At 65.5% G+C, this 12,780-nt stretch carries 13 protein-coding genes; 12 read left to right on the plus strand and 1 reads right to left on the minus strand.

From position 1 onward, the window contains the following. Nucleotides 1–42 precede the first annotated feature (42 nt). From AB7G19_RS06485 to AB7G19_RS06520, 8 genes are read left to right on the plus strand one after another with little or no spacing between them, the layout of a single operon-like run. A complete protein-coding gene (locus tag AB7G19_RS06485; protein ID WP_085401800.1) occupies nt 43–867 on the plus strand; it encodes an ABC transporter substrate-binding protein in 825 nt (274 codons plus the stop codon). Beyond that, nucleotides 864–1,721: an amino acid ABC transporter permease gene (locus tag AB7G19_RS06490; protein ID WP_014492344.1), complete on the plus strand. Its 858-nt coding sequence runs from the start codon at nt 864–866 to the stop codon at nt 1,719–1,721. The genes AB7G19_RS06485 and AB7G19_RS06490 overlap by 4 nt, the downstream gene beginning before the upstream one ends. Next, a complete protein-coding gene (locus AB7G19_RS06495) occupies nt 1,718–2,482 on the plus strand; it encodes an amino acid ABC transporter ATP-binding protein (RefSeq protein ID WP_085401801.1) in 765 nt (254 codons plus the stop codon). Before AB7G19_RS06490 ends, AB7G19_RS06495 begins: the two co-directional genes overlap by 4 nt. Before the next feature lie 15 nt (nt 2,483–2,497). Beyond that, nucleotides 2,498–3,313, plus strand: a complete 816-nt coding sequence (locus AB7G19_RS06500; protein WP_085401802.1) for an ABC transporter substrate-binding protein — start codon at nt 2,498–2,500, stop codon at nt 3,311–3,313. Then, on the plus strand, nt 3,300–4,184 hold the full coding sequence (locus tag AB7G19_RS06505; protein ID WP_028151441.1) for a polysaccharide deacetylase family protein: 885 nt from the start codon (nt 3,300–3,302) through the stop codon (nt 4,182–4,184). Before AB7G19_RS06500 ends, AB7G19_RS06505 begins: the two co-directional genes overlap by 14 nt. 8 nt (nt 4,185–4,192) lie before the next feature. Then, nucleotides 4,193–4,849 carry an aspartate/glutamate racemase family protein gene (locus AB7G19_RS06510; RefSeq protein WP_085401803.1) on the plus strand — a complete coding sequence of 219 codons (657 nt, stop codon included), beginning with the start codon at nt 4,193–4,195 and terminating at the stop codon, nt 4,847–4,849. Between the two features lie 22 nt (nt 4,850–4,871). Then, nucleotides 4,872–6,455, plus strand: a complete 1,584-nt coding sequence (locus tag AB7G19_RS06515) for an ABC transporter substrate-binding protein (protein WP_085401804.1) — start codon at nt 4,872–4,874, stop codon at nt 6,453–6,455. Further along, nucleotides 6,452–7,825 carry an amidohydrolase family protein gene (locus tag AB7G19_RS06520; protein ID WP_085401805.1) on the plus strand — a complete coding sequence of 458 codons (1,374 nt, stop codon included), beginning with the start codon at nt 6,452–6,454 and terminating at the stop codon, nt 7,823–7,825. The genes AB7G19_RS06515 and AB7G19_RS06520 overlap by 4 nt, the downstream gene beginning before the upstream one ends. On the opposite strand, the gene AB7G19_RS06525 is transcribed toward AB7G19_RS06520, so the two are convergent. Next, nucleotides 7,815–8,732: a LysR substrate-binding domain-containing protein gene (locus AB7G19_RS06525; protein ID WP_085401844.1), complete on the minus strand. Its 918-nt coding sequence runs from the start codon at nt 8,730–8,732 to the stop codon at nt 7,815–7,817. The genes AB7G19_RS06520 and AB7G19_RS06525 overlap by 11 nt on opposite strands. A 273-nt stretch (nt 8,733–9,005) precedes the next feature. On the opposite strand from AB7G19_RS06525, the gene AB7G19_RS06530 reads away from it, so the two are divergent. The 4 genes from AB7G19_RS06530 to AB7G19_RS06545 are packed head-to-tail and all read left to right on the plus strand — an operon-like array spanning nt 9,006 to nt 12,779. Then, a complete protein-coding gene (locus AB7G19_RS06530; RefSeq protein WP_085401806.1) occupies nt 9,006–10,040 on the plus strand; it encodes an ABC transporter substrate-binding protein in 1,035 nt (344 codons plus the stop codon). 23 nt (nt 10,041–10,063) lie between these two features. Further along, the gene (locus AB7G19_RS06535) at nt 10,064–11,104 is read left to right on the plus strand and encodes an ABC transporter ATP-binding protein (RefSeq protein WP_085401807.1); all 1,041 of its coding nucleotides are present in this window, start codon (nt 10,064–10,066) and stop codon (nt 11,102–11,104) included. After that, a complete protein-coding gene (locus AB7G19_RS06540; RefSeq protein ID WP_085401808.1) occupies nt 11,101–11,976 on the plus strand; it encodes an ABC transporter permease in 876 nt (291 codons plus the stop codon). Before AB7G19_RS06535 ends, AB7G19_RS06540 begins: the two co-directional genes overlap by 4 nt. After that, nucleotides 11,973–12,779, plus strand: a complete 807-nt coding sequence (locus AB7G19_RS06545; RefSeq protein WP_085401809.1) for an ABC transporter permease — start codon at nt 11,973–11,975, stop codon at nt 12,777–12,779. Before AB7G19_RS06540 ends, AB7G19_RS06545 begins: the two co-directional genes overlap by 4 nt. Nucleotide 12,780: the final 1 nt, after the last annotated feature.

The following is a 12,780-nucleotide window of genomic DNA, read 5'->3' on the forward strand; positions in this document are numbered from 1 at the left end:
CTGGCAAAGGACTCAAAGCAAAACGTTGGCAAAGGAGCTGACATGATACGCCTCTCGCTCTCTCTCGGTCTCGCAGTACTGGCTACCGTAACGTCAGCGCAAGCGGCAGAGCTTCCGGCGGAGATCAAGCAGGCGGGCGTGGTAAAACTCACGGTCAACTCCACCTACGCGCCGATGGAATATCGCGATCCCGCCACCAACGAGCTCGTCGGGCTCGACATCGATCTGGCCAACGAACTTGCCAAGCGGCTTGGCGTCAAGATCGTCTGGAGCGAGACGCCGTTCGCCGAGCTGATCCCGTCGCTCCAGACCAGGCGCGCGGACTTCATCATCTCCGGCATCTCCGACCGCGCCTCGCGGCGCGAGACCGCCGATTTCGTCGACTACCTCGCGACCGGCCCGCAGTTCTTCGTGATGGCGGACAATGCGGCCAAGGACGCGACAGATCTCTGCGGCAAGAAGGTCGGCACCACCCGCAGCACCAGCTTCCCGGTCGAGATCGAGAAGTGGAGCAAGCAGAACTGCGAGCCGGCCGGCAAGCCGGCCATTCAGTACGTCCCCGGCGAAAACTCGATCGACGTCCGCAACCAGCTCAAGCAGGGCCGCATCGACGCCGCCGTGCAGGGCAGCGAGACGCTGCCTTACGCGCAGACGCAGGAGCCCGGCAAATATCGCGTCGTCGGCGAGCCCTTCGCCAAAGGCTATCAGGGCATCATGTTCCGCAAGGACGACGCGGCCTTGCGCGAAGTAGTCACGGAGAAGCTCACGGCAATGATCGCCGACGGCGCCTACAAGGCCGTCCTCGACAAATGGGGCCTGGGGGCCAACGCGGTGGCCCAGCCCATGCTGAATGCGGCGCCGCAATGAAGCCGGTGCCGGCACTCGCGGAGGGTTTCCCTGATCTGTCGGGGATGCGGATCGCGCGCGAGCCGCACTGGTTTCGCTGGCTCAGCGCGGCCCTGATCGTCCTCGTGCTGGCGGCGATCGTGCGCGCCTTCGCCGGCGGCCAGATCGAATGGTCCTATGTCAGTCGCTTCCTGACCGCAAAAGTCATTCTCGAAGGCATCGTCAACACGATGGTGATGGCGGTGCTGGCCATGGCGCTCGGCATTGTCCTCGGCGTTGTCGTCGCGGTCATGCGGCTGTCGCCCAATCCGGTGCTGAAGACGGTCGCGGCCGGCTACACCTGGCTGTTCCGTGGCACGCCGCTGATCCTGCAACTGCTGTTGTGGTTCAACCTCGCGCTGGTGTTTCCGACCATCGGCATTCCCGGCCTGTGGTCTGCGCGCGCGGTCGACGTCATGACGCCGTTCCTCGCCGCGCTGCTCGGGCTCGGCATCAACCAGGGCGCCTATACGTCCGAGGTGATGCGCGCCGGCATGCTGTCGGTCGACATCGGGCAATACGAGGCGGCGCAGGCGATCGGCATGGGCCGGCTGCGCGCGCTGCGCCGGATCATCCTGCCGCAGGCGATGCGCGTGGTGATCCCGCCGCTCGGCAACGAGTTCATCGGCATGGTGAAGGCGACCTCGCTCGCGAGCGTCATCCAGTATCCGGAACTGCTGCACAACGCCGAAAACATCTACTACGCCAATTCGCGCGTGATCGAGCTCCTGATCGTCGCCGGGCTCTGGTATCTGCTCGTGGTCTCGATCCTGACGCCGCTCCAGATGCTGCTCGAACGCCGTTTTGCCCGCGGCACATTGCGGCTGGCGCGATGACAAAACCCCTCGTCGCGATCCGCTCCGTCAGCAAGAGCTTTGGCGAATTCCAGGCTCTCAGAAGCGTCTCGCTCGACGTCTGGCCCGGCGAGGTGATGTGCCTGATCGGCGCCTCCGGCTCCGGCAAGACCACGCTGCTCCGCTGCATCAACCAGCTCGCCATGATCGATGCTGGCGGCATCTGGCTCGACGGCGAGCTGCTTGGCGTGCGCGAGCAAAGCGGGCGGCTCTATCGCCTCAGCGAGCGGGAGATCGGGCGGCAGCGGCTGAAGACCGGCATGGTGTTCCAGCGCTTCAACCTGTTTCCGCACAAGACCGCGCTAGAGAATATCACCGAAGGTCCACTTCAGGTGCAGGGGCGCAAGTCCGACGAGGTGCGCGCGGAGGCGCTCGAACTGCTCCGGCGCGTCGGATTGTCCGCCAAGGCGGACTGGTATCCCGCGCAGCTTTCCGGCGGCCAGCAGCAGCGCGTGGCGATCGCGCGCGCGCTCGCCATGAAGCCGATGCTGATGCTGTTCGACGAGCCGACCAGTGCGCTCGATCCGGAACTCGTCGGCGAGGTTCTCGCGGTCATGAAGGAGCTGGCGAAGAGCGGCATGACCATGATGGTGGTGACGCACGAGCTCGGCTTCGCGCGCGAGGTCGCCGACCGCGTCGTCTACATGGACCAGGGCGCGATCGTCGAGCAGGGGCGCGCCTCGGACGTATTGGGTGCGCCGCGCGAGGAGCGCACCAAGGCATTTCTTTCGGCTGTGATCTGAAATGGGGGCGTGTTGATGAAGAGACTTTGGGTTGCGGCGGCGCTTTTCGGCGCCATGACCGTTTCGGCCTTGTCCATCGAGCTGCCGGCGGAGATCGCCAAGCGCGGCAGTCTCAAGGTGGCGCTGGTCCCGAACTATCCGCCGATGGAATTCCGCGATCCCGCCACCAACGCGCTGTCCGGCTTCGACATCGATCTCGGCGAAGCCATCGGCCGCAAGCTCGGCGTCAAGATCGAATGGCAGGAGACGAGCTTTGCCGAGTTCATGCCGTCGATCTCGACCGGGCGCGTGGACGCCATTCTGTCCGGCTTCACGGACTACGCGAGCCGTCACGACATCGCGTCCTTCGTCGATTATCTCAGGAGCGGCCCGCAGTTCTTCGTGCAGCAGTCGCGCAAGGCGGAGTTCAAGGACGCGGCATCGCTCTGCGGCAAGAAGGTCGGCGCCAGCCGCCGCACCATGTTCCCGGCGCAGATCGCGGCGTGGAGCGAGAAGAATTGCGGCAGCAATCCGATCCAGTTCATCGGCACCGACGGCTCGGCCGACGCCCGCACCCAGCTCAGGCAGGGCCGCATCGATGCCGCCGCCCAAGGCAACGAGACGCTGCCCTACATCATGGACCTCGAGCCCGGCGCCTATGCGTCCGTGGGCGAGCCCATCGCGCAGCAATTCACCGGCATTGCCCTGCCGGTCAAGGAAAAGGCACTTCAGCAGGCCATTCTCGAAGCGGTCGATGGGTTGATCGCCGACGGCACCTACAAGACCCTGCTTGCCAAGTGGAAACTGAACGACAACGGATTAGAGAAGGCGACCATCAATGCTGGACAGTAAGGCACTCAAGAGCATCCCGCTCGTTCCGGCCAACACCGCCGATCCCGCGCCGGAATATCCCTGGCCGAAACCCTACACTTCGGCGATGTTCCTGTCGTTCGACGTGGACGCGGAGAGCGCGTGGACCAGCAAGGACGCGGTGCACGCGCAGCGGCTCATCACCATGAGCTATGGCGGCTATGAGGCGCGCGTCGGCACGCCAAAACTGCTGGAGCTGCTCGACCAGCTCGATCTCAAGGCGACCTTCTTCGTCACGGGATGGTCGGTCGACGCGCATCCGGCGATGGCCGAGTCGATCCTCAAGGCCGGCCACGAGATCGGCCATCACGGCTATCACCATCTGCTGCCCGATCCCGGCGATCCCTGGATCGAGGAGGAGCTGGAGCGCGGCTTTGAGGCGCTAAAGCGCCGGCTCGGCGTCAGGCCGACCGGCTACCGCGCGCCCTATGGCGAGTTCACCGAGGAGCTGCGCGCAGCACTCGTACGTCACGGCATCGTCTACACGTCCTCGTTCCGCGACGACGTGCGGCCCTATCGCCATCGTCTCGCCGACGGCAAGCCCGGCACGATCGAGCTGCCGGTCACAGCGAGCTATGACGACTGGATGCACGGCCTCTCCGCCCGCTTCAGCCCGCGCTCGATCTTCCCCAAGGAGCACGTGCTCTCGATCTGGAAGGACGAGCTCGACGAAACCAGGGACTGGGGCGCCATGGTCACGACCGTGCTGCATCCCCAGTGCAGCGGCCGCCCCATGCGGCTGCGCCTGCTGCGCGAGTTCCTGACCTACGCAAAGTCGTGCCCGGACGTCTGGATCACGACCGGCGAGAAGATCGCGGAGAACTTCCTGCGCCACGAAGCCGGTAACCGCTGAGCAGTGCCATGACCCGTCGTCGCATCCTCGTCATCAACCCCAACTCCTCGGCGTCGGTGACGGCGGCGATCGACGAGGCGGTCGCGCCGCTGCGCATTGCCGGCGGGCCTGACATCGAGGTGGTTGGCCTCGCCGAGGGACCGCCAGGCATCAGCTCGCAGCGCGATGCCGATAGCGTGGTCATGCCGCTGGTCAACCGCGTCACGCGCGCTGATGCCGATGCCTTCGTGCTCGCCTGCTTCAGCGATCCCGGCCTGCATGCCGTGCGCGAGGCGGCAGGCCGCCGTCCGGTGCTGGGCATCGCCGAATGCGGCATCTTTCGCGCGCTGATGCTGGGCGAACGCTTCGGCATCATCGCGCTGTCGCCATCGAGCATCCGCCGCCAGCAACGCATGGCGCGGGTAATGGGCGTCGATGGCCGTTACGCCGGAAGCTGGTCGGTGGGTGCGAGTGCGGCGGAAACGGCAGGCGCCGATATCCGCGGCCGCTTGATCGAAGCCGGCCGCGCGCTGGTCACCCAATGCCGCGCCGACGTCGTGGTGATGGGGTGCGCCGGCATGGCCTCGCACCGCGCGGCGATTGTGGATGCGATCGGCGTGCCCGTGATCGAGCCGGCGCAGCAGGCTGTCGCCGCTGCAATCGGCGCGGTCTTGTTGAATACGTAAGATCCTTCAGGAGCCTTTTGTCATGCCGATCTCCCGCCGCTCGCTCCTCAAGGCTGCCGCAACAGTGCCCGCGCTTTCACTGCCGGGCATCGTACGCGCCGAAGCGCAGAGCACCTTGCGCTTCATTCCCGTCATCGACCTCGCCTTCGTCGACCCCATCTATTCGACCGCGCAGGTGTCGCGAAACCATGGTTTCATGGTCTACGACACGCTCTACGGCATGAGCTCCTCGCTCCAGGTCTCGCCGCAGATGTTGTCGGGCCACGCCATCTCCGCTGACTTGCTGCAGTGGGACCTCAGCTTGCGCGATGGCCTGTTCTGGCACGATGGCGAACGTGTGCTGGCGCGCGACTGCGTCGCCAGCATCCGCCGCTGGGCGGCGCGCGACGGCTTTGGCGGCGAGCTGCTGGAGGCGACCGCCGAGCTCTCGGCTGCCGACGACCGCACCATCCGCTTCCGCCTCAAGCGTCCGTTCCCGCTGCTGCCGCCGGCGCTCGGCAAGGCCGCGATCAATCCCTGCTTCATGATGCCGGAGCGGCTGGCGAGCCAGGACCCGTTCAAGCCGCTGACCGAAGTCATCGGCAGCGGCCCGTTCCGCTATCTCGCCGACGAGCGCGTGCAGGGCGCGCGCAACGCCTATGCCAAATTCGAGCGCTACCAGCCGCGCACCGACGGCAAGCCGGACTGGACCGCGGGACCGAAGATCGTGCACTACGATCGCGTGGTCTGGACCACAACGCCCGATGCCGGCACCGGCGTCGCCGCGCTCCAGACCGGCGAGCAGGACTGGCAGGAGACCACGCCGCACGATCTGCTGCCGATCATCAAGGCCGCCGGCGATATCGAGACGCGCATCCTTGACCCCAGAGGCTACGCCTGCATGCTGCGCCTCAATCATCTGCAGCCGCCGTTCGACAATCCTGCCGTGCGCCGCGCGCTGCTGGGTGCGATCGATCAATCCGCGTTCATGACGGCCGTGGCTGGCACCGATCCGGCCTTCCAGGTCTCGCCGATCGGCTATTTCGCGCCTGATACCCCGATGGCGAGCGACGTCGGCCTCGACGTGTTCCGCGGCCCGCGCGACTACGCCAAGGTCAAGGCCGAGCTGAAGGCCGCGGGCTACAATGGCGAGAAGATCGTGGTGCTGGTCCCCACCAATTCGCTGGCGCAGAAGCCACTCGGCGAGATCGCGGTCGACAGCTTGCGCAAGGCCGGCATGAACGTCGAATATGCCGGGCTCGATTTCGCCGTCGTCCTGCAGCGCCAGTTGAAGAAAGACCCGATCGGGCAGGGCGGCTGGAGCGCCGCGGTCGGCAACTGGCAGGGCATCGACTGGCTCAATCCGGCCGGCAACACCAACATCCGCGGCGAAGGCAAGGTCGCCGGCTGGTACGCGAGCGAGAAGATGGGGCCCTTGCGCAGCCAGTGGCTGGCGGCCTCCGAGCTCGCCGAGCAGCAGCGCATCTGCCGCGAGATCCAGGCGGTCGCGTTCGACGAAATCCCCTATATTCCGATCGGCCTGTACAAGCAGCCGACCGCCTATCGCAAAGCCATCACCGGCATTCTCGACGGCACCGCCGTCTTCTGGAACGTACGCCCCGCATGAGCACCACAGCAATTTTCGGCAGCTATGTGCTGTCACGCAAGGACGGCGCGCAGGACGTGTTGCGCGACCATTGGGTCTTGGTCGAAGGCAAGAAGATCGCGGCAATCACGCGCGACAGGCCGAGCGCGGATCAGGTCTATGATCGTCCCGGCCGCTTCGTGCTGCCTGGTCTTTTGAACCTGCACAATCATTGCTTCTCCGAGGCGGTGGCGCGCAGCCACACCGAGGACGGCAACGGACGCCGTAACAACCAGAGCATCGTCTATACGGTGCTCTTGCCGCTGACCAAGCGCGGCGCCGATCTGTTGTCGGCGGAAGAGCGCATGGCCGTCGCACGGCTGGGCATCCTTCAACTTCTGAAGGGCGGCGCCACCACCGTGATGGAGCCGTTCCGCAACTCGATCCCCGAGATGTTTGATGCGGCCGAGGAGATGGGCATCCGCTTCTACGGCGCGCCCTATCTGTTCTCGACATCAGATGCCAAGGCGGGTCCTGACGGCGTGGTCCGCTATTCCGGCGACGATGGCACCGCCGACATGGCAACCTGGGACGCGCTCTATCAGCGCTGGAACAATCGCGGCGACGGCCGCATCAGTCTTGCGATGAGCCCGCACGCCACGGACACCTGCGGTCCCGATCTGCTGAAAGCCTGCGCCGCACGGGCGCGCGAGCTTGGCGTGCCCATCACGACGCACATGGCGCAGAGCCGCGCCGAGGTCGAGACCATCGGCAAGCGCTATGGTGGCCGCACGCCGGCGCAATATCTGGACTGGCTAGGCCTGCTCGCGCCCGACCTCATGGCCGCGCACTGCATGTTCAGCACCGACGACGATCTCAAGCTGATGGCCGCCTGCGGCATGACCGTGCTGAATTGCCCGCGCGTATTCGCGCGCGCCGGCGTCACCGCGGCGTTCAGCCGGTTCGCGGAGCACGGCGTCCGCACCGTGGTCGGCACCGACGGCTACAACATGGACCTGCTTGGCGAACTCAATGCGGCGTCGCTGATCTCCAAGGTCACGTCGCAGCGCGCCGATGTCGCCAATTCGCCGGAGCTGATCGAGGCCAACACGGCCGTGGCCGCCGACGTCATCAAGCGGCCTGATCTCGGCCGGATCGAGCCGGGCGCGACGGCCGATCTCACCGTCGTCGATCTCACCCATCCGCATCTTCAGCCGCTGTTCGATCCGCGCCGCGCGCTGATCGCGCTTGCCAACCGCGCCAACATCGATCAGGTCATGGTCGACGGCCGCATGCTAGTCGATGAGGGATGCTATCTCGGCGCCGACGAAGCGGCGATCACGGCGGCTGGTACCGCTGCGATCTGCAAGATCTGGGACCTGCCGGAGGCGCAGGCCGCGTTCAACGGCTGAGTGTTGCGTCGTCCTCGAATTCAACCAGCGCCTTGCGCATGGTCTCGACCAGATCGAGCGCCACGGGCGAGGGGCTGCGCTGCGCCGGAAAGACCGCGGAGAATTCGAAGTCGATGCGCGGCAGGAAGCGGCGCACGACGATGCCGCGGGTGGAGAATTCCTGCGCGGTGAAGGGATCGCAGATTGCGACGCCGAGCCCTGATGACACCATGCCGCACATGATCTCCGACAGCGTGGTCTCGACCCTGAGCACGCGGCGGACGTCGTGGCGATGGAAGACCTGGTCGACGAGGTGCCGGCTCGACGATCCCGCCGACAGCGAGATGAATGTCTCGCCCCCGAAATCGCGCGGCTCCAGCACCTCCTTCTCCGCGAGGCGGTGACCGGTCGGCAGCACCGCGACGCGCGCCAACGCGGGCAGCCGCTGGCTCGGCAGGCCGGAATGGGCGATCGGCACCTCGGCAAAGCCGATGTCGCATTGATTGTTGAGCACCCAATCGACCACGATCGGTGAGATCACGCCGAAGAAGGCGAGGTTGAGGTTGGGCCGCTCCTTCAGGAAATGTCCGGCGAGCCGCGGCAGATAGCCGTTCGACAGCGCCGGCAGAGCTGCGATCCGCAGCGACCCGGTGCGACGGCCGCGGATTTCTTCCGCCGCCGCCGTGATGCGTTCGAGCCCGACGAAGGAGCGCTCCACTTCGGTATAGAGCGCCATCGCCGCGGCGGTCGGCACGAGGCCAGTCCCGCGCCGCTCGAACAGCTCCATTTTCAGCAGCGCCTGGAGGTCGCGCAGCAGCCGGCTTACGGCCGGCTGCGTCACGGTCATCAGCGCCGCCGCCTCAGTCACGCTGCCGGTCAGCATCGTCGCGCGGAAGGCCTCCACCTGCCGCGAATTGATCCGCGCCATCTCCAATTCCATCCATAACATTTAGGCATGCAGAGGGTGCCATTATTCATTGGACGATGGAAGCCAGGGTTTGCGATCTTTTTCATCAGGACTGGAGACAGCCCGCTTTTTCGGCAGATTGGAGGGGTTCAAACCTCCGAATCGCGCCAAAACCTCGCGAACAGGGGCCGGAGCCCTGTCCGGAGAGGGTTGGCGCGGAAGGAAATGCGGAAGGCGCCTCAGTCAGAGATTTTTCGGCACGTCACCTCATCCCGGTATTGGAGATCGGTCCATATGAAGACTCTCAGCCTTCTGACCGCGGTCAGCATCGCAGCGCTCATCGCCGTCCCGTCGGCCGCCTCGGCCCAGCAGAAAACGCTCTACGTCGCCGGCTACGGCGGCTCGTTCGAGAAGACCATCCGCGACGAGGTGATCCCGGCCTTCGAGAAGGAGAACGGCGTCAAGGTCGAATACGTCGCCGGCAACTCCACGGACACGCTGGCCAAGCTCCAGGCGCAGAAGGGCAATCAGCAGATCGACGTCGCCATCGTCGACGACGGCCCGATGTACCAGGCGATTCAGCTCGGCTTCTGCGGCAAGCTCGACGGTCTGCCGGCCGATCTCTATGACACCGCCCGCTTCAAGGACGATCGCGCCGTTGCGATCGGCATCGTCGCGACCGGCCTGATGTACAACACCAAGGTGTTCGCCGAGAAAGGCTGGGCGCCGCCGACCTCCTGGAACGATCTGAAGGACACGAAATACGCCAAACAGCTCGTGATCCCGCCGATCAACAACACCTACGGCCTCGAAGCGCTGGTGATGCTGTCGAAGATGAACGGCGGCGGCGAGACCAACGTCGATTCCGGCTTCAAGATCTTCAAGGAGCAGATCAATCCGAACGTGCTCGCCTATGAGCCGTCGCCGGGCAAGATGACCGAGCTGTTCCAATCCGGCCAGGCCGTGATCGCGGTGTGGGGCACCGGCCGCGTGCAGAGTTTTGCCAACACCGGCTTCCCCGTCGACTTCGTCTATCCCAAGGAAGGCGCGGCGACGCTGCTGACGACGGCGTGTCCGATCACCAAGCCGAATGCCTCGCCGCTGGCCTCCAGCTTCATCAAGATGCTGCTCGACCCAAAGATCCAGCTCGTGCTGCTGAAGGACTACGGCTACGGCCCGGTGCTGAAATCACTGGTGGTACCGCTGGAGCTCGGCAAGATGGCGCCGATCGGCGAGCGCGCGGCAAAGCTCTATAATCCGGACTGGACTGTGATCAACGAGAAGCGCGAGGAGTGGACCAAGCGCTGGAATCGCGAGGTCGAGCGTTGATCTGATCGTTGCGGAGACAGCGCATGGCCTATCTCGAGCTCGATCGGGTCGCAAAGCAGTTCGGCGCGCAGACTGTGGTCGATGACTTCAGTCTGTCGGTGGGGAAGGGGGAGTTCATCTCCTTCCTCGGCCCGTCCGGCTGCGGCAAGACCACGACCTTGCAGATGATCGCGGGTTTCCTCGATCCCACACGCGGCGCGATCCGCCTGGAGGGCAAGGACCTCACCGCGATCCATCCCGCGAAGCGCGGGCTCGGCATCGTGTTCCAGAGCTACGCGCTGTTTCCGCACATGACGGCGGCGGAGAACGTCGCGTTCGGCCTCGAGATGCGCAACGTGCCGCGCGCCGAAAGAGCCGAGCGCGTCCGCGCCGCGCTCGCGATGGTCGGGCTTGCCGGCTACGAGGACCGCCATCCGCGCCGCATGTCCGGCGGTCAGCAGCAGCGCGTGGCCCTGGCGCGCGCGCTGGTGATCAAGCCGAGCGTGCTCTTGCTCGACGAGCCGCTGTCCAATCTCGACGCCAAGCTGCGCGAGGAGATGCAGATCGAGCTGCGCCAGATCCAGCGCACCATCGGCACCACGACGATCCTGGTCACCCACGACCAGAACGAGGCGATGTCGCTGTCCGACCGCATCGTGGTGATGAGCCAGGGCCGCATCGAGCAGATCGGCTCGCCGCAGGAGACCTATGAGAAGCCGGCCTCGGCCTTCGTCTCGCAGTTCCTCGGCAAGACCAACGATTTTGCGGCGACGATTGATCGGGCCGCGACGCCGGTGCGGGTGGTGGCTGGCTCCTGGAACGCGCCGGCGCCGGCCGGGCTCAGTGGCCCCGTCACTGTCAGCATTCGCCCTGAACGGATCGGCTTTGGCGATACGGGGCTCGGCGCAAAGATCGTCACGCGTATCTTCCAGGGCAATCACTGGCTGTTCCAGTGCGACAGCGAATGCGGGCCCGCGATCGTGATCCGCCAGAATGACGGGACGGCGCCGCCGGCAGAGGGCGAGGCGGTTCGCCTCGTCTGGCGGCCCGAGGACATGAGCGTGCGCGCGAGGGGTGTCGCATGAGCACGGCCGCCGAGGAGCGCAGCGCACGCGCGCCATGGGCACTGACGGCGCCGGCTTTGATGCTGTTCGTCGGCGTGCTGTTGATCCCGCTGGCGATGACGGTGATGCTGTCGTTCCACGACTGGGGTCAGTACAAGGGCATCGAGCCCGTCTTCATCCTGAAGAACTGGCATGAGATCGCGACCGATCCCTATTACGCCGAAATGTTCTGGCGAACGTTTCGCATCGCGATCCTGACAACGCTGCTCACCGCCGTGCTTGGTGCGCCGGAAGCCTACATCCTCAACCGCATGAGCGGGCGCTGGAAGAGTCTTTTTCTGCTCGTCATCCTCGGGCCGCTCTTGATCTCCGTGGTGGCGCGGACGCTCGGCTGGGCGCTGCTGTTCGGCGGCAACAACGGGCTCGTCAACAAGCTGCTGATGTCGCTCGGAGTGATCCGCTCGCCCATTCCCTTCATGTTCACCGAGACAGGGATGGTGGTTGCGCTCGCCCATGTGATGATGCCGTTCATGGTGCTGTCGGTGTGGGCCGCGCTCCAGCGGCTCAACCCGCAGATCGAGAACGCCGCGATGTCGCTCGGCGCGGGACCCGTGACCATCATCCGCCGCATCATCATGCCGCAGATCATGCCGGGCGTGCTGTCGGGGGCGATCATCGTGTTTTCGCTCTCGGCCAGCGCCTTCGCGACGCCGGCGATCATCGGCGGCCGCCGGCTCAAGGTCGCGGCGACGCTGGCCTATGACGAATTCCTCAACACGCTGAACTGGCCGCTCGGTGCAGCGGTCGCAACGCTGCTGCTGGTCGCGCTGGTGCTGATCGTCGTCGGCAGCAACGCGCTGATCGAGCGCCGCTACGCGGAGGTGTTCCGATGAGCCGGAACGGCCCGCTCGCGTTGATCTTCCACACCATCTTCGTCATCGTCATGGTCGCGCCGATCCTGGTGGTCTGCCTCGTTGCTTTCACGCCGGAAGGCTTTCTGTCGCTGCCGACCAACGGTTTTTCGCTGCGCTGGTTCAGGGCGATCGCCAACTATCCCGAATTCATCCATGCCTTCTGGGTCAGCCTGGGGCTCGGTGCGCTCTCATCCTTCGTGGCGCTGCTGTTCGCGGTGCCGGCGGCGCTCGCGATCGCGCGCTATCGCTTCCGCGGCCGCGATGCGCTCGCGGCGCTGTTCCTGTCGCCGCTGATGATCCCGCATGTCGTGCTCGGCATCGCCTTCCTGCGCTTCTTCACCTCGGCCGGCCTCGGCGGCAGCTTTGCCGCGCTGATCATCGCGCATGTCATCATCGTGTTTCCGTTCGCGCTGCGGCTGACCCTGGCAGCGGCGACCGGCATGGACCTCTCGGTCGAGATGGCGGCAGTCTCGCTCGGCGCCAACGGCTGGACTTTGTTTCGCCGCGTGACGTTGCCGCTGATCCTGCCCGGCGTCATCAGCGGCTGGGCGCTCGCCTTCATCCAGTCCTTCGACGATCTCACCATGACCGTCTTTCTTGCGGCACCCGGCACCGAGACGTTGCCGGTGCGCATGTTCCTTTATATCCAGGACAACATCGATCCGCTGGTGACGTCGGTCTCGGCCTGCGTGATCGCTGTTACCATGACCGCCCTCATTCTGCTCGACCGCTTCTACGGGCTCGACCGTGTGCTCGCCGGCAAGGGCGATACGGGACGATAGG

The sequence above is a fragment of the Bradyrhizobium sp. 215_C5_N1_1 genome (assembly GCF_052075935.1).
GTDB classification, from domain to species: domain Bacteria; phylum Pseudomonadota; class Alphaproteobacteria; order Rhizobiales; family Xanthobacteraceae; genus Bradyrhizobium; species Bradyrhizobium barranii.

Excerpts from the sequence above, each read along its gene's own strand:
- AB7G19_RS06485 (WP_085401800.1), top strand. The coding sequence starts at position 43 with ATGATACGCCTCTCGCTCTCTCTCGGTCTCGCAGTACTGGCTACCGTA.
- AB7G19_RS06490 (WP_014492344.1), top strand. The coding sequence starts at position 864 with ATGAAGCCGGTGCCGGCACTCGCGGAGGGTTTCCCTGATCTGTCGGGG.
- AB7G19_RS06495 (WP_085401801.1), top strand. The coding sequence starts at position 1,718 with ATGACAAAACCCCTCGTCGCGATCCGCTCCGTCAGCAAGAGCTTTGGC.
- AB7G19_RS06500 (WP_085401802.1), top strand. The coding sequence starts at position 2,498 with ATGAAGAGACTTTGGGTTGCGGCGGCGCTTTTCGGCGCCATGACCGTT.
- AB7G19_RS06505 (WP_028151441.1), top strand. The coding sequence starts at position 3,300 with ATGCTGGACAGTAAGGCACTCAAGAGCATCCCGCTCGTTCCGGCCAAC.
- AB7G19_RS06510 (WP_085401803.1), top strand. The coding sequence starts at position 4,193 with ATGACCCGTCGTCGCATCCTCGTCATCAACCCCAACTCCTCGGCGTCG.
- AB7G19_RS06515 (WP_085401804.1), top strand. The coding sequence starts at position 4,872 with ATGCCGATCTCCCGCCGCTCGCTCCTCAAGGCTGCCGCAACAGTGCCC.
- AB7G19_RS06520 (WP_085401805.1), top strand. The coding sequence starts at position 6,452 with ATGAGCACCACAGCAATTTTCGGCAGCTATGTGCTGTCACGCAAGGAC.
- AB7G19_RS06525 (WP_085401844.1), bottom strand. The coding sequence starts at position 8,732 with ATGGCGCGGATCAATTCGCGGCAGGTGGAGGCCTTCCGCGCGACGATG.
- AB7G19_RS06530 (WP_085401806.1), top strand. The coding sequence starts at position 9,006 with ATGAAGACTCTCAGCCTTCTGACCGCGGTCAGCATCGCAGCGCTCATC.
- AB7G19_RS06535 (WP_085401807.1), top strand. The coding sequence starts at position 10,064 with ATGGCCTATCTCGAGCTCGATCGGGTCGCAAAGCAGTTCGGCGCGCAG.
- AB7G19_RS06540 (WP_085401808.1), top strand. The coding sequence starts at position 11,101 with ATGAGCACGGCCGCCGAGGAGCGCAGCGCACGCGCGCCATGGGCACTG.
- AB7G19_RS06545 (WP_085401809.1), top strand. The coding sequence starts at position 11,973 with ATGAGCCGGAACGGCCCGCTCGCGTTGATCTTCCACACCATCTTCGTC.